Raw genomic sequence first — 19,902 nt, forward strand, 5'->3', positions numbered from 1 at the left:
TACTAGAATCTGTTTTAAATAAGAGTAATGAACAATCAATCACATAATTAAGATACACCTCATCATACGTAAGTTATTCGGTGAGGTAGAGGTCGCGAATACGATCAGTAAACCAGGAGAGGCATATGAGCTGCCGCTGGTATCCGGGCTGAAAGGCGTATTTGCCGAAATCTGCGAGTAATGCTCTATTGAAATATACTCCAGGTTGGGGCTGTTATCCGAAAGGGACAGAACTGTCATAGCATGATTCTCTTTGTGAAAGGGAACAGCTATGTTGAGCTATCTTCACATTTAACAAAGTAACGTATGGTGCCGAATTCATGATATAGACCGCCGGTGCCTGCCCGCGGTCTTTTTGTATTGTTTGACTCAAATCGAAGGAGTGTATTTAGAACATGCAGCACGACTCACCAGCACCCACCCTAAAAAAAGGGCTTAAAGCCCGTCATATGACTATGATTGCTCTTGGCGGTTCCATTGGAACGGGACTATTTCTAGCGAGCGGCGGTGCCATTGCTACCTCTGGTCCCGGCGGCGCGCTAATCGCCTATGCAGCGGTCGGCATTATGGTATATTTCTTAATGTCGAGCCTAGGAGAACTGGCCACATTTATGCCGGACTCAGGTTCATTTAGCACCTATGCTACCCGGTTTGTTGATCCTTCGCTTGGGTTTGCGCTAGGTTGGAACTTCTGGTATAACTGGGCAATCACGATTGCAGCAGAACTTTCGGCGGCAACACTGATTATTAAATACTGGTTCCCAGACAGTAACTCTGCGCTTTGGAGTTTACTTTTCCTACTACTTATCGTTGGACTGAATGTCCTCTCTGTTAAAGGGTACGGCGAATCTGAATATTGGTTTGCTCTTATTAAAATTATTACCGTGATTATATTCCTAATCGTTGGTGTGATGATGATTGTAGGAATCATCGGCGGCGAAGCCATTGGCTTCACTAACTTTACATTCGGAGATGCTCCGATGCATGGAGGATTTTTTGCACTGCTCGGTGTATTTATGGCTGCTGGTTTCTCATTCCAAGGGACGGAGCTCATCGGCGTTGCAGCTGGTGAGAGTGAAAACCCGCGTGAAAATGTTCCGCGTGCCATTCGTCAAGTATTCTGGCGTATTTTGCTTTTCTATATCTTGACGATTCTGGTGATCGGTCTCGTGATTCCATATACCAACCCTAATCTGCTGAAATCGGGAGTGGACAATATTAGTGTCAGTCCATTTACGTTAGTTTTTCAAAAAGCAGGTTTTGCATTCGCTGCATCGGTTATGAACGCTGTTATTCTTACTTCTGTTCTTTCAGCAGGGAATTCAGGCATTTACGCTTCCAGCCGTGTATTGTTTGCTCTTGCTAAAGAAGGTAAAGCACCTCGTATCTTTGGGAAACTAAATGGCAAAGGCGTGCCGATCTATGCCCTCTTAGCCACGGCAGCTGTAGGGATGCTGGCTTTCTTTTCATCTATGTTTGGAGATGGTGTGGTATATACTTGGCTCCTGAACGCTTCTGGAATGTGCGGATTTATTACCTGGCTTGGTATTTCAGTTAGTCATTATCGTTTTAGAAAAGCTTATATCGCCCAAGGACGTGACTTAAAAGACTTACCTTTCCGTGCAAGATGGTTCCCATTTGGACCAATCTTCGCTCTTATTTTATGTATGATTGTCATTGTGGGCCAAATTTTCACTTTGGATCTAGCTGACTTAGGATGGCTTGATATCATCGCAACTTACTTCACTATTCCACTGTTCCTAATCATCTGGTTTGGATACAAATGGAAGTATAAAACAAAAGTAATCCCGCTTGAGGATTGTGATTTCGAAACGGGTCAATCTTAATAATAAAGCCTGCTCTACAATTGTTGTAGAACAGGCTTTTCTTATTTTAACTCCCAGCTGACCTTTACTTTCATATCTCCTGTATCCTCAAAATCAGACACATAGTAGGAGACGGAATTCAGCCCTAGACTATATAAATCCTTAAGTGCCTCTAAGAGTCTTGCTTTCTCCCCGCTGTAGCGAAAAAGCACTGCCTTCTGTTCTTCTTTTATTTTCCCTTTTACAAGACCTTTCAGATCAGCAGAACTGCGTATAATTTTATCTTCATTATAGAGTACATAATCCAGTTTGTTATACAAACGATCATACGCCGCTGTCTTATTCATGTCTGTTTGCTGCAATACAGCCAGTGTTTCACGGTATAGAGATGTTGCTGCAGGATACTGTTTCTGCCATGTATGGTCTTTTCCCATCTCTTCGTCAGTGAGTAAGTAATAGTTATAACTCACCTTCCCTAGTTGATTAGGAGTTGGATCATCCCAGGTGGTGTCCATATGATACCATTTGCCATCAAGCAACAACAGATTCCAGGCATGAAGTTGTCCTCCTGCTTGCCCCTCTACAATTTGGTTCTTAATTCCCGATTGTTCTAACAACTTATAAGCTAGTAACGAGTAACCCTGACATACGGTACTGCCTGTAGCAAGACCATCGTAAGCCGTATATTTTCTCAGGGATACATCATAAGCCAAATGGAGGACAATCCAGTCATGGATGGCTTCTACCTTCTCGTGTGAATTCATTTCGGGCGTGATAATCTCTTCTAATATCTCTTTCACTCTTCGTTCCACATACACGGTTTGGGCTTTGGTTTCACGGTATTTCAGATCAATCGTCACTTCTGCTGATACATTGTTCCCTTTGTAATGATAAGCATAACTTTTAATATTGTATTGAATATAGGGGTCACTTGCCATTGCCTCTTCAATTGCTTTCTGCAGTGTAGCCTTGAGCGTTTTAATTTTTCCTTTATACGTAAACTTCACACTTTCTGTCCTGTCCAGCATAGCTGTCGTCAGTACGGTATGCATGCTCTCTTGTGTAACTATTTTCTCTGTCGAAGCTGCATATAGTGTATCGAGGTCTACTACCCGGGGGATCACAATGATGATCGCAAGGACGAACAGTACAACGATTAACAAACCAAAACGGTTTTTCCTCAAGATCGTCTCCGCCTCTCTTCGGGTAATGGGCTCTAGTCTTTGCAGGAATATTGTAACACAAACGCTCTTGGCATCTCTTTTCTAGTTTTGTCGATCCACATCGAAAAAAAATAGCTCCCTTAGTAGGAAGCTATTTTCTGTATCTAATTATAACTATTCCGGTTAAGTCAAATAAGTACCTGTACATCCATTTATTAATAATAACGATAATAAGACTGACTATTCATGAAAAAATCAAGTTTCCCTTGCAGCTCTGCGAGACGATTCAGTACTTGAGCTGCTTCTGCAACCGTCACATAACGTTCTGGCAGGAAGCGTCCATCAATGAGCGGCAACAAATCCAGCTTAATCGCTAGTGAAGCAGCACCTTTGTTGGTAATTTGTGAGGCATCTGCTACAGCAGCCAGATCTGTTCCCTGTTGATAGAACTTAGAAAGTTTCTCGTACTTCAGCACGCTCATGATCATATCAGCTAATTCCCCGCGTGTAAGTTGTTTTTCAGGGGATATTTTTAGTTCCGGATCCGCTTCAACCCAAGATTGATTAATAAGAAGATTGAATACAGAAGCATAAGGACTGTCTATATCCACATCCGCAAATATCTTATCTTCATCATTTCCTGAATAATATACGTCATTTCCTACACCAGGATTAAGCCCTCTTGCTAAATACGTATACCAATCCCCTTTGGTAATGGTGCGTTCCGGTTCGATCTTTCCTTCGTCATTCGGTGTTAACACCCCATGGGTAACCATCTTCTGTAATAGAGATTCCGCAGAGTGCCCTTTAATATCTACAATATCGGATACAATATTTTCCTGTGTAGTTCCATAGAGAAGTTTCCATTTGCCACTCGAAGCATCAAGCGCTTCATTACTGTAATAGTCCATATCGCTTAATTGTGGATGATACACAAGCTTAATGGATCTTTCTTCTCTATCTCCTTGAATTCCATAATACCCGCCAAATCCTTCGTATTGAAGTGTTGTTTTGGTTCGATCAAGGAAAATCTTTTTTGCTGCCTCTTTCGTCACTGCTGGTTCAGATGGAGCCGGCATATTAGCAGCATCAGCTGAGAACTGAGAATAAAAGCTCTGCACTGCGCCTGTTTTGTCCATTGAGATGCTCACATTATCGCCATACACAGGAATCCCATTTAAGTAACGAGTAAAATTAAAGAAATAACTTGTGTCAGAACTGCTCACCGTACTCAGTTTTAGTTCCTTCGCTGCGTTTGGAACGAGAGCTAGAACTTTATTGATTGCCAGCTTTTTCGCAGCTTCTGCTGTGATTTTCTGTTTGTTCTCTACTGGTTTATCGACCTCAGTCTCATTATCCATACGATGGTTGTAAATGTCGTAACTTTGAATTTCTCCCGTCTTTGCGTTAACTTCGGCGGAGATCCCATTCATGTACATATACGAATTATCCTTATCCTCTTTAGTCCACTGGATATTCCAACTCGGCTCTCCAGACCGGTAACTTCTTTTCTCATAACGGCTTTCCGAAACCTGATACCCCTTAGGAGTCGGGAATGTGTTTTCTACGAATTGCAGGGCCTCCTCAGCGGACAGTTCTTTCTTTGCAGGAACAAAAGCATTTCCATTTGGCAAAGACTCAGTAACATATTCTGTTTTTGTATCTGTTGAATTATAAGCGCTAAAAGTTTCTCCAGTATTCGCATCAATGGATTCCATTCCTGTTGAAGGCAAATAACCAAGATAATAATTGCTATGTTTTTTATTGTAACTGTATTTATTAGGGATGTAGGATAGCTCTACATTAAAGTTCTTTTCGAATATAGATCTCGCTTCTTGTGCAGACAATTTGGGATTAGGAGAAGGAAAGTCGGACTGTGGTATGTTTCTCGAATAATTAGTCACAACCCCGCTGTCGTGTACGGTGACATAGACTGTATTTTCACTCGCAGGCAGTCCATTCACATGAAGTTGATAAACAAAATAGTACTGTGCATAACCAAAAAGCGGAGATATCGTATCTCCTCCATTAGCGTCTAATTTAACATAATCATCCTCAGATAATCCTTTGATGGCTTTATGCAAAAATGCTTTGCTGATCGCTTCAGATTCTGCATAAGAAATGCGTTTAGCATCACTGTCTGCTTGTTTCTCCCACAAATATTCAGGCAAATACACAGATAAAACTTCTCCTGTCTCACCATGCACAGTAGCACTGAATCCATGTGAGGATGAACCCATTCTAACTTGGAATTGCAAGTCCCAGACTTTATAATCTGGCTGCGGGTATGAATTCCCTCCACCATAATTAGATGATGTTAACGTTGCTTTTTTTAATTCAGGAAACAATGCAATCACATTGTTATACGCTTTTTCTGACGAAATTTTAGCGCCTTTTGGAAGTTTTGAGTCTAGAACAATTGAAGATTGACCACTTCCCGCCTCACTTGCTGTCTCTGTTACAACGACAGAAGCAGCGGAAACACTATGAATTGCTCCTTGCGTATGTACTCCAAGCATAATAGCCGCCATGGCAGCCGCTACTTTTTTCACAGAAATCGATGACCTTATATCCAAAATTCATACCTCCCCCTAAATTTCCAATCTATTCCATTGTATCATACTATAAACTATCACATTCCATATTTCCCAATTAAAAATTTCAAGATAAACACCCAACTTTTTGCTAGAAAGTGTGTTGCAAACCTCATACACTCTAACATAAACTGCCACGCTAATTAAACCCTATCTCTTTAGTTCTTCTTCACATTTCCTAAAAATAGATACATAAATAACCGCCCCGTAGATCTCGGAGCGGTTATTTGGGGGTGCCACTATCTATCTGTACTGTGCGAGTTTCTCATTTAATTCACGTGTTTGTCCGTAAATCTTCTGATAGAGCGCGAACAGTTCATTGTATACTACAGCTGTCTCCGGATTTGGCTCATAAGTTTTCGCAGGGCGGATAAATGCTGCCGCACACGCCTGCAAAGAATCAAACCATCCACATCCGTAAGCCGCAAGCATGGCAGCGCCCATTGCAGGACCTTGTTCGCTTTCGAGCTTCACAATCCGGCTGTTGAAAATATCTGCCTGCATTTGCAGCCATGTTTCATTTTTAGCCCCGCCGCCAATAGAAATAACTTCATTAATTGTCTTACCGGATTCACGGATAATATCAATGGACTCTCTTAAAGAGAACGTGATACCTTCGAGTACAGCACGTCCAAAATGAGCAAGAGAATGACCGGCGTCTACGCCGATGAAGCTTGCGCGAATATTCGCATCAGGATGCGGAGTTCTTTCTCCAACGAGATAAGGAGTGAATAACAGTCCTTTACTGCCTGCTGGGATGGCATCAATGCCGCTAAGCAGTTCATCAAAGGAAAGATCTTTTGCAAAAGTGTCCTTAAACCAGGTCAAACTATACCCCGCAGCAAGTGTCACACCCATGATATAAAAAGCATCTTTCTCCCCGTGGTTGAAAAAGTGTACTTTCCCTTCAAAATCGAGTTCTTTACGCTCTTCATAAGCTAGTACAACCCCTGAGGTTCCGATGCTGCTCATCGTCTGTCCTTCATTCAGAATGCCAGCGCCAATCGCCCCGCAAGCATTGTCTGCTCCCCCGGCAAATACTTTCGTGTTTGCAGTAAGCTTGGATGCTTCTGCAATCTCTGGAAGCAGGGTTCCCACCTCTTCAAAAGACTCGACCAGTCTTGGACAAAGAGAAAGTGGAAGTGAGAAGGCTTCTGCAATTGTCTGACTCCAGCTTTTGCTTGCTATATCTAGCAGCAGCGTTCCCGCCGCATCGGAATAATCCATTGCAAAGTCGCCGGTTAACCGGTAACGAACGTAGTCTTTAGGAAGCAGAAATACAGCTGCCTGCTCCATGATTTCAGGTTCATGCTTTTGCACCCATAATATTTTAGGGAGTGTAAAACCTTCTAATGCCCGGTTTTTCGCAATCTGTAAGAGATCCGCCCCTAACGTTTCCTCGATAAGGCGGCATTCTGCCGTCGTCCGTGTGTCATTCCACAAAATAGCAGGGCGCAGCACCTGACCATCCTTATCAAGTAACACGAGTCCATGCATTTGGCCAGAAAAGCTAAGACCTGCTACTTCCTCAGCCGAAATGTTAGACATTTCCATGAGCTTACGAAGAGACACTAACGTCTGCTCAACCCAATCCTCTGGATTCTGTTCGCTGTAGCCCGCTTTGGGTTGATACAGCGGATACGGCTGTGATGATTCGAATAAAACTTCCCCGCTGCGGTTCACCAGTACCGTCTTCACTGCACTTGTTCCTAAATCTACCCCAATAACATAACTCATTGTATTCCTTCCTCCTCTATGTCCACTTGTTTCTTCCTTTACATAAAAAACGTCCCCGCACCTTTCGCATACGGGCGAAAAAGGCCGGGGACGATCCGTAAAGTCTAACTAACGTTGTGGCGTCCTGTTGGCATGATCAAGGCCGAAAAGTATTAGTCAGCCAAGATATACTGGTTAAGTGTCGCTTTCAGAAGTTCTTGACGACCTGATTTATTAGCACGTGGTGTTTCATTATTCAGAGCGTATTCAGCAAGGGAGCTGAGTGTTGCTTTTCCTTCTACTACATCAGCACCGATACCCTCTTTAAAGCTTGCATAACGATCTTCGATAAAGTTATCAAATACACGATCTTCGATCAGTTTTGCAGCGACTTTTAGACCTTTCGCATACGTATCCATACCAGCAATGTGAGCAAGGAACAGATCTTCTGGTTCGAAAGAAGAACGACGTACTTTTGCATCAAAGTTTACGCCGCCTTTACCAAGGCCGCCATTCTTAAGTACTTCATACATAGTAAGTGTTGCATCATAGATATCTACTGGGAACTCATCTGTATCCCAACCGATCAAGAGATCGCCTTGGTTCGCATCCAGTGATCCAAGCATACCGTTAATACGAGCGACACGCAGTTCGTGATCAAATGTATGACCTGCCAGCGTAGCATGGTTAGCTTCAAGGTTCAGTTTAAAGTCTTTATCGAGGCCATATTTTTGCAAGAATGCAATGGAAGTGGCAGCATCGAAATCATACTGATGTTTTGTCGGCTCTTTTGGTTTAGGCTCAATGAGGAATTGAGCGTCAAAACCGATTTCTTTTGCATAATCTACAGCCATATGGAACATACGAGCAATATTGTCCTGCTCAAGAGCCATATCTGTATTTAGCAAAGTATCATAACCTTCACGTCCGCCCCAGAATACATAGTTTTCTGCACCAAGACGTTTACCTACTTCAAGGCCTTTTTTAATCTGTGCTGCCGCATGTGCATATACATCCGCATTACATGTAGAAGCTGCACCATGCATAAAGCGAGGATTTGTAAACATGTTTGCTGTATTCCAAAGCAGCTTTTTGCCTGTTGCTTTCATTTGTTCTTCAATTAGATCTACGATGGTATCAATATTGCTGTAGAACTCACGCAGACTATTTCCTTCTGGAGCGATGTCTACATCGTGGAAACAGAAGAAAGGAAGATTCATTTTTTCCATGAATTCAAATGCTGCTTCTACGCGAACTTTTGCTAGGTCAAGTCCTGAATATTTATTATAAGAACGAACAGCAGTTTCTGCACCAAAAGGGTCAGCGCCGCCCGCTGTTAATGTATGCCAGTAAGCCATACCAAAACGGAAATGTTCTTCCATTGTTTTACCTGCTACGACTTCTTCCGGATTATAAAATTTAAATGCCAAAGGATTCTTCGATTCTTTACCTTCAAATGCAACTTTGCTAACGGATTCAAAATAAGCCATTGTTACAAAGCCCTCCTCTAAATTGGTCTAATGTCCGATTCGCGAAATCGTTTACACCGATATACTAACACACCCTCTGCCACTTTGTCTATTGGTTAAACAAAGTTTGTTTATTCTCTTTTTTTTCTGGTACAATAGTCTTTACTTGAATTCATTTCATAATACCGATCATTGCTTTAAGCAGAGTATCTATAGATCAAAACGTTTCTATTTGTCTATATATAATTTCAAATTTATCTTTTTAATGAGTTATGAAATCGATTCACTTAAGTTTCTTAATACGATAAGTTTTCGTGAACTTTTCGTAAATCATGTAATGTAAAATCCTGAAGGGACGTGCTGATTCATGGCAATAACCGGAGATCAGGCTCTGGTCAAAAAAATTAATAAAACAATTATTTTAAATACGATCCGGGAACACGCTCCTTTATCTAGAGCCAACGTGTCAACTCTATCCGGATTAAATAAAGCAACAGTATCTAATCTTGTGGCGGAACTTATAGATGGGCATTTAGTCACTGAACTTGGCCCAGGTGAATCCAGCGGAGGACGCAAACCGCTTATGCTTCTATTCAATAAACACGCTGGTTATGCAGTGGGTCTTGAAGTCAGTGTGAAACGTATACGAGGTGTTCTAACCGATCTTGCCGGAGCCATCATTGCTGAGGATGTTCAGCCTCTTACAAGTCACGACGTGTCATACGTCTGCAGTTCTATCGTCTCTATGACGAACGGGCTTCAGCATCAAGCGCCTCCTTCACCCCACGGTATCATTGGTGTAGGAATTGGAGTACCAGGTATGGTGGATGAAGAAGGAACCGTTCTATTTGCACCGAACCTTGGGTGGAATATGGTTCCTCTTCGAAGAATGTTAGAAAAAGAACTGGCGCTCCCTGTCACAATTGATAATGAAGCCAATGCAGGAGCACTTGGTGAACTTCATTTTGGAGCGGCTAGAGGAACACGTCATCTGATATACATCAGTGCGGGCATTGGGATTGGATCTGGTATTGTCATTGATGGAGAACTTTATAAAGGTGCATGGGGTTATGCGGGAGAAACAGGACATATGTCCATAGATGCAGAAGGAAAGCAGTGCTCCTGCGGAAATCGGGGGTGCTGGGAGCTTTATGCATCTGAAAAAGCGTATGATGAAGCCAGCTTGAAGCTACCTTCCCGTTCCACTTCCGATCTTACGATCCTTGCTGCCAAAGGTGACCCCATCATTCTTGAACTCTATAAAAGCATGGGACACCGGCTCGGTGTGGGGATAACGAACATCGTAAATAGTTTTAATCCAGAACGCATCATCATTGGGGGCCCCTTATCGAAAGCACAAAAATATATAGAAAGCTCACTGCAAAGGGTTGTTGCAGAGCGAACACTTCCCTACCATCGGCGTAGTCTCCATATTGAATTTGCTGAACTTGGAGCAAACTCTACCTTAATCGGTTCTGCCTATGGAGCCATATCCCAATTTCTCGGGCAGATTCGAGTTCGATCATAAATGTAAAAAATTTACTGAAATAGACAAAAATTCGCCCCATTTTCTGGACCGTTACCATTCGTATCCAAGGTATAATAAGTCTTATTATGTGTCATTTATTACTGCAAAGTTCCCATTTGCAGCTATACTTCACGCACGGAATGGAGAGAACTCTCGTGACTTATGTGGATACTTCCGATATTTCAGCCGCGATGTTCATCACGGTCCTGCTTTTCCTTATTATTATTGCCCCCTTGGTAAGTTTAGGAATTCTCAAGTTATTTCAGGGTAAGAAAAGACAGGCATTATGGTATGTTCTATCGGGTGTAGCCGTCTATTTTATATTCCAGTGGTTTATGTGGTTTGTTTTTTAGCTAACGTTTCGCTGCTTATTCCTTTTTTAAAAAAGAGAGAGACAAGTTATGTCTCTCTCTTTTTATTTTATCTCAAACAACACCCCTGCTTTTTTTACGTGAGATGTTCCTTAATTCTGTTTTATCTTGTCTGCCACTTGCTGATTCTCATCAGAGCCGAATTTGGTAAGTGCGTCTTCCGTTAGCTTCTCAACTGAGTGTATATATTTCTCCTTCAGCTTCAGAACTCGGAGCACATGTTCATCTATTTTAGATTCGGATAACCTTCCCGTTTCTACTGCCGTTAGTATGGCCTCATAAGCTTCTGATGCTTTGTCTGGAGTATGACCAAATAAAAGGATATCCACTCCAGCCTCAAGCGCCATAACTGCGGCCTCTCCTGAGCCAACATTTTGTTCAATTGCTCCCATCTCAAGGTCATCCGTTATAACAACTCCATCGTATCCAAGATCGCCTCGTAACATATCTTGAACCATAACAGAAGAAAGAGACGCCGGTTTTCCAGAGGAATCGATCTTTGGATACTTGATATGGGCTACCATGATCATGTCTGCTCCTTCTTCTATCGCTTTACGAAAAGGAATCAGTTCTCTTTCTTCCAGCTGAGCTTTCGTTTTATTCACAACCGGCAAACTTTCATGTGAATCAACCGATGTGTCTCCATGTCCGGGAAAATGCTTTATAGCAGAGATCATCCCTGCTTTCTGGAGTCCTTTCATTACAGCAATCCCATGGACGGATACTTCTGCAGCGGTGGTGCCATAAGCACGATCGCCGATTACTGTATTTGCCGGGTTGCTAAAGATATCAAGTACAGGAGCATAATCTACATTAAAACCAAAAGCACCAGCCTCTTCCCCAATCACTCTGCCTACTTCTTCGGATAAAGCTGCATCTCCCTTCTTTCCAATCATAAGGCTGGGTGGAAACTCCGTTTTGCCCTCCGGTAAACGAGACACCCGCCCGCCTTCTTCATCCAAGGAGATAAAAAGCGGTCTATTTTCCGCAGGATTATTTGATTTTATATCATTAATAAGATTTAGCAGCTGTTTCTTGCTCTCGATATTTTGCTTAAATAGGATGACACCGCCGATGCGGCCTGAAGCAATGAGCTGTGCCTCTTCATGTGAAAGTTCTGTACCCGAGAAACCTGAGATCATGAGCTGGCCTATTTTCTGTTCCAAGGTCATCGACATGAGTTCTGACTTATACTTGTCGGACTCTTCAATTGAAATAACACGATCAGGCTCAAGTGACTCCGTATAGCCCAGACCCTGTTCGGAATTTCCTTCTACTTCATTCGGTTTATTTTCTACTTGGTGACTATTTAATTCCGTTAAGGAATCGGCTGATTTCTCAGGTATAGCTGCTTCCCTGGAACAACCCACCACGAAGAACACGAGTAACAGTGCCCATAGATAATAACTAATTTTCACGGATTATCGCTCCTACCCTACCATTCTACTATCGTATGATTCCCTTTATATAAGTAAAAAACCGCATCCATAAAGGATGCGGCTCTAGGCTTCCATTGCATTACCTCAGCTGAATAAAATTAGTAAAAATTCTATTCACTTATTTGCTGCCATCTGAATATATAAACTAGGTAAAATCAATTCCATAAACTGAATGAGTATAAAATGAATACAGGTATTAATTCGTTACTGCACTGTGCTCAAGACTCTCGATGAATCTTTCTGTATCCATTGCTGCTTTACATCCACTGCCTGCAGCTGTAATCGCTTGTCTGTAACGCGTATCCTGAACATCTCCGCAAGCGAATACGCCAGGTACATTCGTTTCACTCGTTCCAGGGTTAACAACAATATACCCGTTTGCATCAGTAGTCAGTTGACCATTCAAGAAAGCCGTATTTGGATTATGGCCAATGGCAACAAATACACCGCTCGCTTCAATCATTTCTTCTTCGCCGGTAGCGTTGTTAAGCACTTTTAAGCCTTTCACTCCGCTTCCATTTTCGCCTGCAACAATCTCAACAGGTGTCCGATTCAGTGCCCATTCGATTTTTTCATTATCGCGAGCACGATCCTGCATGATTTTTGAAGCACGAAGTTCTTCACGGCGATGCACGAGGGTAACTTTAGAAGCGAAGCGAGTCAGGAAGTTTGCTTCTTCCAGAGCAGAATCGCCGCCGCCGATTACGATAATTTCTTTGCTGCGGAAAAAGAATCCATCGCATGTTGCACAAGTACTTACCCCATACCCTACGTTTTCTTGTTCTCCAGGAATACCAAGGTATTTAGCAGAAGCTCCTGTGGAAATAATAACCGTCTCGGAAACAATTTCGTCTTGTCCTTCGACCTGAATTTTAAAAGGACGTTCTGCCATATCAATACTATTAACCCATCCAGTACGGAATTCTGCACCAAAGCGCTCCGCCTGTTTGCGCATATTATCCATAAGTTCAGGTCCCATAATACCGTCAGGGAAACCAGGGAAATTTTCCACTTCTGTTGTTGTAGTAAGTTGTCCTCCCGGTTCTGGACCTTCAATTACGAGTGGTTTCAAATTCGCACGAGCCAAATAAATGGCTGCAGTCAGGCCGGCTGGACCTGTTCCGATAATAACTGATTTATACATTCACTTTACCTCCTGATTTCTTCCGCAAACACTAGAGTAAATGAACTTCGAATGAACCAGGGGCGAACAAGCATACAATAAGTTATTACCTTATTCATGGAAGACACTGCATATCATATCAACTCTTGTCATCCATATACGAATGGGAAATAATATAATGAATTGCTTTAACCCGTTCATGTTATAAGTAAACTTTACGGAAAAGGAATAAATAATTTATAATAATTCTAATCTAGATATAATTATGATCATTTTCAAACTCGCTGTCAATGCTCTTTGCTCGCCTTAATCCTGATCTAAATAGAAAGACAACAAGAGGAGGTATTCGAAAGTTTATGACAGAAGCAATGATTGGAAGTATTATCTCTGCCTTGTCTACGGGACTTGGGGCAATCCCGATTCTGTTTATGACCAAGGTAACTCACCGGCTTCGTGATATTCTGCTTGCTTATGCAGCGGGAATCATGACTTCGGCATCCATGTACAGTCTCATCCCGGAGGCTCTTGGCCAGTCGAATCTAATTGTCCTGTCCATTGGAATCTTGGCAGGAAGCTGTATACTGCTTATCTTGGAGAGGTATATTCCGCACATCGATTTAGAGAATCCTGAATCACGGCCATTTAATATTGAAGGCAAGGCTTTTCTGATCATTGCTGCAATTACGATGCACAATCTTCCAGAAGGGCTTTCCGTTGGGGTAAGTTATGCAAGTTCGGACGACAGTCTAGGTAATCTGATTGCCTTGTCGATTGGACTCCAAAATGCACCAGAAGGATTTCTTGTAGCCCTGTTCCTAGTGAATCAAAACATCGGCCGATTTAAAGCGCTCGGTATCGCTACCTTAACGGGAGCAGTCGAGATTATTACAGCGTTTATAGGATACTCCCTGAGCAGTGTAGTGGATGGTCTTGTTCCTTACGGCCTTGCCTTTGCTGCAGGAGCAATGATGTTTATTGTGTACAAAGAACTGATTCCGGAAAGTCACGGAGACGGCAACCAGCGTGTAGCTACGATCTCTTTCCTTCTAGGTCTTATCACGATGATTACTCTTACTGAGATTTTCTAGACACATTTACTTAGAGAATAAACTGCTCTTTACAGCAAAAAGCGTCGTTTCCACGACGCTTTTTATTTTTCGTTCGCTTTTTTTCTTTTCTTATCTGCTTATCTTTTCTTATCTGTTTCGCTCTACAGCATTATTTTAATAATCGCAACCCATTTAGAATAACTAAAATCGTACTGCCTTCATGGCCAATCACGCCAAAGGGTAAAGCAACCTCAGTGAGGAAGTTACCTGCAATCAGCAGCGTAATTACAGAAATAGCAAAAACAATATTTTGTTTCACTACCCTCGCTGCTCTTCTAGACTGCTTAATACTCCAAGCAATCTCTTCAATATTGTCATTCATCAGAACCACATCAGATACTTCGATCGCCGTCCCGCTTCCGGACATGCCCATCCCCATTCCTACAGTTGCTGCAGCTAGAGCTGGTGCATCATTCACTCCATCCCCAACCATTACGACATGACCATAAGTTTCACGGAGCTTACGTACCTGTTCCACTTTTTGCTGCGGTAAGAGTTCAGCATAGACAAAATCTACACCAGTCTCTTCTGCTATAACATCCGCGGTACCTTGGCGGTCTCCCGTCAGCATAGCGACTTTGACTCCTAATTGTTGCAATCGTTTCACCGCAGCCGCTGCCTGCGGACGCACCGTATCACGCATCGCAATGATCCCTGCTATATCGTCACCTTGCATAATGACGGATACGGTTTTTCCTTCTTGCTCGAGGGATGCTCTCGTATGAACCCAGAACGAATCAACCTCTCCCTGATCGAATCTTTCCGTCTTACCAATACTCCATTTCACACCGTTAACGCTTCCTTCAAGTCCCCATCCTGTGATGGACTGAACTTCATCAGCTTCAAGAATTTCTGCTCCTGATATGCGTGCCTTATTTACAATCGCTTCTGCGAGAGGATGCATAGACTGGCTTTCAATGGCAGCAGAGACAGCAAGCAACTGCATTTCGTCATAACCCTCTGCTGGATACAAGTCAGTTACCTCAGGAACTCCCCGCGTAAGTGTACCTGTCTTATCAAAAGCGACAACAGCTGTTTTCGCCATATTTTCTACATGTGCTCCCCCTTTAAAGAGGAGTCCTCGTCTTGCACTGCTTGAGATAGAAGAGAGCATCACTGGCATGATCGAGGCGACCAGCGCACAGGGAGAAGCTACGACCAGAAATACACATGCTTTGTAGAATGAATCTCCAAAGGTCCAGCCAAACAGGAGGGGAAGTGCCCCAATGATAAGAAGCGTGATTACTACAATGAACTTGGCATATATTCCTTCAAACTTCTCTATAAATCGCTGAGATGCAGGAACCTCGCTTTGTGCTTCTTCTACTAACTTAATAATTTTTGAAAAAAGGGAATTCTCAGCCCGCTGCGTCACCTCAATGTACAGCGCACCTTCTCCATTCATCGTTCCTGCAAAAACCTCATCTCCGGTTGTTTTTTCTACCGGTGTAGATTCGCCTGTAATGGAGGATTGATTCACAGCGGAATATCCCTTATAGATTCGGCCATCGGATGGCATTAGCTCTCCTGGTTTTACTAGTATCAAATCTCCTGGTACAAGTTCATCGGCAGCAACAAGTTCCATAGTTCCATTATCGATTCGCAGCGCCGTTTCCGGCTTCAATGAAATAAGGGATGAAATATCCTTATGACTGCGTTCTGTTGTATAACTTTCAAGCGCTCCACTCAGTGCAAAAATGAAGATGAGCATAGCTCCCTCGTTCCAGTAACCAATCGTTGCTGCACCAACGGCCGCTGCAATCATGAGCAGGTTTACATCTAAATCGCGCTCCTTAACCAGTGTCGCTACCCCTTCTTTTGCTTTAGACCATCCACCGATCGTGTATGCTGCAATATACAGCAGAATGGACAGAAATTCATAACTGCCAGAAACTCCCCATGCAGCAAGCATCATTACCCCGCTGCCAAGCGCTGCCTGCATCTCCTTGTTCTGAAGCATCATTTTAAAATTCGGACCACGTTTACGCCCTGGCTGCGGAGCAGCAGAATTTCCTTTTACTTGCGTAACCGTATTTAATCTCTTATTTATTGCGTCCATGCTGATCACTTCCCTCTCTTTTTCATTGTCATTTTCGGTCGGCTAATTGAGAATGAGATCCATTGTTAGTGCCCTTAAAATGGCACATGCTGCTTCGGGAGGCCCGAAGCAGCATGGATTTATCGACTATTGAGTTGAATTATTCTTCTATTATTTCTGAGAATGATAATCAATATTGCATCAGTACAATTGTTTTTATCTGATGCAACTTTTTTTATTATTATATTCCAGTTACCTGTAATTGTAAACATCGATTTGTTATGTAATGAACTATATTTTGAATTTATTTATGAACTTAAAAAAGCACCCCATTAGGGTGCTCACTCATCTATTCCATAGCGCCTATAACTCTGGTTTACATATGGGATACAGCTGATTGCTGACTCGCCGCTATGGCCTGTTCTAGATCTTGCAATATATCCTGAATATTCTCTGTACCAACCGATAGACGAAGCAACTCTGGATGTACCCCGGCTGCCTTCTGTTCATCCTCGCTAAGCTGCTGATGTGTGGTGCTCGCTGGATGAATAATCAGTGATTTGGAATCCCCTACATTCGCTAAGTGGGAGAATAGTTTTACATTTTCAATTAATTTGGCCCCTGCCTCTGCTCCGCCTTTGATACCGAAGGTAAGAATGGCTCCCTGCCCTCTAGGCAGATATTTCTGTGCAAGCGAATAGGAAGGATGGCTCGGTAATCCTGCATAGCTTACCCACTCAACATCTGGGTGGCTTTCTAAATATTCTGCAACTTGCAGTGCATTGGAGCTGTGGCGTTCGAGACGGAGATGAAGAGTCTCAAGACCCTGCAGTAATAACCATGAATTAAATGGTGCGATACTCGACCCCAAATCACGAAGCAGCTGGACTCTGGCTTTTATAATGTAGGCTAACTCTCCTACCGCCTCTGTATATTTTAACCCATGATAACTTGGATCCGGTTCTGTCAGGCCTGGGAATTTATCATTTGCACTCCAGTCAAACTTCCCGCTATCGACAATGACTCCCCCAATGGAAGTCCCGTGTCCGCCTATGAATTTGGTAGCTGAATGAACCACGATATCAGCTCCATGTTCAATAGGTCTTAATAGGTACGGACTTGGGAACGTGTTATCTACGATTAAAGGTATTCCACTGTTATGTGCAATCTCTGCGACCGCTTCGATATCAAGTACATTCCCTTGCGGGTTTCCAATGGTCTCTGCATAGATAGCTTTGGTCTTATCTGTAATTGCGGCTCTGAAGTTCTCAGGATCTGTAGAATCTACAAAATGAACGGTGATCCCAAGCTTCTTCAGGGTACTCGAAAATAGATTATACGTTCCGCCATATAGGCTGGAGGAAGATACGATCTCATCTCCGCTGCCCGCAATATTCAGGATCGAGAAGGTAATTGCAGCTTGACCGGATGCTGTAGCAAGCGCCCCTGCTCCGCCTTCAAGAGCAGCAATCCGCTTCTCGAACACATCGGTTGTAGGATTCGTGATTCTTGTATAAATATTTCCGAATTCTTGGAGGGAAAATAAATTAGCTGCATGATCACTGTCACGGAACCCATAAGAAGTCGTCTGATACAAAGGAACTGCTCTAGATAAGGTCGTAGGATCAATTTCCTGACCTGCGTGTACAGCGAGCGTTTCAAAAGCAAAAGCCTTTTTTTCATTTGACATATTCCTTATTCCTCCTTAACGAGATGACTGCCTCGCATTTTCCATATTCTCTCACAAATTAAACCTTTTGAAAAGATTAAATCCGAGTTTTCCTATAAATATTATAATAAAATCAAATCGTAGATAAATTCTACAAAAAAAACACCTTTCACTTGAGTTACAAATGAAAGGTGTTTTCTGAATTTGAATGTTACGATAAGTTATTATCTGCATGCCACAACCGGCGCAGATAGGCAGCTGCATCATCCGCTTGCTCTGCTGTAACTCCTTCGAGGGAAATATCGATGTGAGGTTTATAAGTTTTGAGCAGTTGGAAAAACAAAGGATAATCAAGGATACCTTCACCTGGCAGCGGATTATATTTTTTACCATTCACATCAAAGGCAACATCTTTGGCATGTATCGCAATCATACGATCAAATAATTTATCGAAGACATCTTTCAAGAAATCGGCCTGATTCACGACATGCTCTAATTTCATCAGGTTACATGGATCGAACAACAGGCCCACACTGGAGTTTGGAATCTCCTCAAATAGACGCTGCATATGCTCTGTGGTGTGCATCGTGTGCACAGAAACAGGTTCAATAGCTATATTTACGCCCCATCGATCTGCCTCTTCTGCCAGTTCCATCACTGAATCACGCAATACAAGGTACCCTTGCTCCTCATAAGATTCGGGATGTGAATCTTGGTAAGTCGTGAGACTTCCTGTTTCTGTTGCCACAATGCTGCAACCAAAATCACGAGCATATCGCAAATGTTCCTTAAACCTAGCAAGCTCTAACTTTCTTGCTTCTGGGTCAGGATGAACAGGATCAATATAGCATCCAAGAACGGCAATACGAATACCTTCATTATTAAAATGTTCACCCACCCAATGAGCAAGCCCCGGGCTCAGCTTCCCATTTGATGAATCGATATCAGAAAGTGCTTTAGAAAGTGCGAGCTGAACAGAAGTAAATCCGCTGCCCGCAATACGGCGGGCTAGATCTGCTGTTTTCTGTTTACCGAACGTATGCGCCAGTACTCCAAGTTTCATTCTCGTTATCCTCCTTTAGGCGAGAAATGCTAGCGAGCAAGCCAGCCCCCATCTACATTCAGTACATGACCATTCAAATAATCAGAAGCATCCGATGCGAGAAAGACAACGGGACCTTTTAGATCCTCTGGGGTACCCCAGCGACCAGCCGGAATCCGTGCTGTGATATCTCGATACCGGTTCTCATCTTCCCGAATCTGCTGCGTATTGCTTGTAACCATGTAGCCGGGAGCAATCGCGTTAACTTGGATTCCTTTTCCGGCCCATTCATTCGCCAAAGCCTTCGTTAGTCCAGCTACTGCATGTTTACTCGCCGTGTACCCAGGGACGTTAATTCCGCCTTGATAGGAAAGCATAGAAGCAATGCTGATAATCTTACCGCTTCCCCGTTCAATCATATGCCGGCCTGCAAGTTGACTAAGGAAAAACACGGTGTTTAGGTTCAAGTCGATTACGTCGTGCCAATCTGAAGCTGCGTGATCCGCAGCCGGTGTGCGCCGAATGATCCCTGCATTGTTAACAAGGATATCTATTTTCCCTTGGAAACCAAGAGCCTCTTCAAAAACACCAGCCAGCTCTTCCTCTATACTTAAATCTGCTTGAATAGATATCGCCTTACGTCCAAGGGCTTCAATGGCCTGTACAGTCTCTGTAGGCAAAGTGTTTGAAACTGCTACAATGTCAGCCCCAGCCTCAGCAAGCCCGAGTGCCATTCCCTGTCCCAGGCCGCCCGATGTACCGGTAACCAATGCTACTTTTCCGCTCAAATCAAAAACACGCATCTTTCCCGCCTC

General features: G+C 43.0%; 13 protein-coding genes and 1 riboswitch. Of the genes, 3 read left to right on the plus strand and 10 right to left on the minus strand.

Going from position 1 to position 19,902, the window contains the following annotated elements; genetic code table 11:
* Window positions 1-78 precede the first annotated feature (78 nt).
* Window positions 79-290, plus strand: a riboswitch (Lysine riboswitch).
* A 105-nt stretch (window positions 291-395) separates the two neighbouring features.
* Window positions 396-1,847 carry an amino acid permease gene (locus QPK24_RS20545; protein ID WP_213534683.1) on the plus strand — a complete coding sequence of 484 codons (1,452 nt, stop codon included), beginning with the start codon at window positions 396-398 and terminating at the stop codon, window positions 1,845-1,847.
* Window positions 1,848-1,888: 41 nt separating this feature from the next.
* Here the strand turns inward: QPK24_RS20545 and QPK24_RS20550 are convergent, their stop codons facing one another.
* The 4 genes from QPK24_RS20550 to xylA form a co-directional block, all read right to left on the minus strand.
* The gene (locus QPK24_RS20550; protein ID WP_249717617.1) at window positions 1,889-3,010 is read right to left on the minus strand and encodes a transglutaminase domain-containing protein; all 1,122 of its coding nucleotides are present in this window, start codon (window positions 3,008-3,010) and stop codon (window positions 1,889-1,891) included.
* 194 nt (window positions 3,011-3,204) lie between these two features.
* Window positions 3,205-5,565, minus strand: coding sequence for a YcdB/YcdC domain-containing protein (locus QPK24_RS20555; protein ID WP_285744309.1), 2,361 nt, complete (start codon window positions 5,563-5,565; stop codon window positions 3,205-3,207).
* A 261-nt stretch (window positions 5,566-5,826) separates the two neighbouring features.
* Window positions 5,827-7,320 (minus strand): xylulokinase, encoded by a 1,494-nt coding sequence (xylB, locus tag QPK24_RS20560; RefSeq protein WP_285744311.1) that lies wholly within the window; start codon window positions 7,318-7,320, stop codon window positions 5,827-5,829.
* A gap of 152 nt (window positions 7,321-7,472) precedes the next feature.
* Window positions 7,473-8,789 carry a xylose isomerase gene (xylA, locus tag QPK24_RS20565; RefSeq protein ID WP_213534688.1) on the minus strand — a complete coding sequence of 439 codons (1,317 nt, stop codon included), beginning with the start codon at window positions 8,787-8,789 and terminating at the stop codon, window positions 7,473-7,475.
* 346 nt (window positions 8,790-9,135) lie between these two features.
* Here xylA and QPK24_RS20570 point away from each other — a divergent pair, with 346 nt between their 5' ends.
* Window positions 9,136-10,296: an ROK family protein gene (locus QPK24_RS20570; protein ID WP_285744314.1), complete on the plus strand. Its 1,161-nt coding sequence runs from the start codon at window positions 9,136-9,138 to the stop codon at window positions 10,294-10,296.
* Between the two features lie 463 nt (window positions 10,297-10,759).
* Here the strand turns inward: QPK24_RS20570 and nagZ are convergent, their stop codons facing one another.
* Together nagZ and trxB are read right to left on the minus strand one after the other, a co-directional pair.
* Complete coding sequence (gene nagZ, locus QPK24_RS20580; RefSeq protein ID WP_285744317.1) at window positions 10,760-12,085, minus strand: beta-N-acetylhexosaminidase; 1,326 nt, start codon at window positions 12,083-12,085, stop codon at window positions 10,760-10,762.
* 217 nt (window positions 12,086-12,302) lie between these two features.
* On the minus strand, window positions 12,303-13,250 hold the full coding sequence (trxB, locus tag QPK24_RS20585; protein WP_285744319.1) for a thioredoxin-disulfide reductase: 948 nt from the start codon (window positions 13,248-13,250) through the stop codon (window positions 12,303-12,305).
* A 335-nt stretch (window positions 13,251-13,585) separates the two neighbouring features.
* On the opposite strand from trxB, the gene QPK24_RS20590 reads away from it, so the two are divergent.
* Window positions 13,586-14,317, plus strand: a complete 732-nt coding sequence (locus tag QPK24_RS20590) for a ZIP family metal transporter (RefSeq protein WP_285744321.1) — start codon at window positions 13,586-13,588, stop codon at window positions 14,315-14,317.
* Window positions 14,318-14,447: 130 nt separating this feature from the next.
* Here QPK24_RS20590 and QPK24_RS20595 read toward each other — a convergent pair whose 3' ends face one another.
* From QPK24_RS20595 to kduD, 4 genes are all read right to left on the minus strand, one after another.
* Window positions 14,448-16,397, minus strand: coding sequence for a heavy metal translocating P-type ATPase (locus tag QPK24_RS20595; RefSeq protein ID WP_285744324.1), 1,950 nt, complete (start codon window positions 16,395-16,397; stop codon window positions 14,448-14,450).
* Window positions 16,398-16,752: 355 nt separating this feature from the next.
* Window positions 16,753-18,066 (minus strand): homocysteine synthase, encoded by a 1,314-nt coding sequence (locus QPK24_RS20600; protein WP_285744326.1) that lies wholly within the window; start codon window positions 18,064-18,066, stop codon window positions 16,753-16,755.
* A 190-nt stretch (window positions 18,067-18,256) separates the two neighbouring features.
* Entirely contained in the window at window positions 18,257-19,108 is an 852-nt protein-coding gene (locus QPK24_RS20605) for a sugar phosphate isomerase/epimerase family protein (RefSeq protein ID WP_285744328.1), read from the minus strand.
* 29 nt (window positions 19,109-19,137) lie between these two features.
* Entirely contained in the window at window positions 19,138-19,890 is a 753-nt protein-coding gene (kduD, locus tag QPK24_RS20610) for a 2-dehydro-3-deoxy-D-gluconate 5-dehydrogenase KduD (protein ID WP_285744330.1), read from the minus strand.
* Window positions 19,891-19,902 lie beyond the last annotated feature (12 nt).

The organism is Paenibacillus polygoni (assembly GCF_030263935.1).
Classification (GTDB): Bacteria; Bacillota; Bacilli; order Paenibacillales; family Paenibacillaceae; genus Paenibacillus; species Paenibacillus polygoni.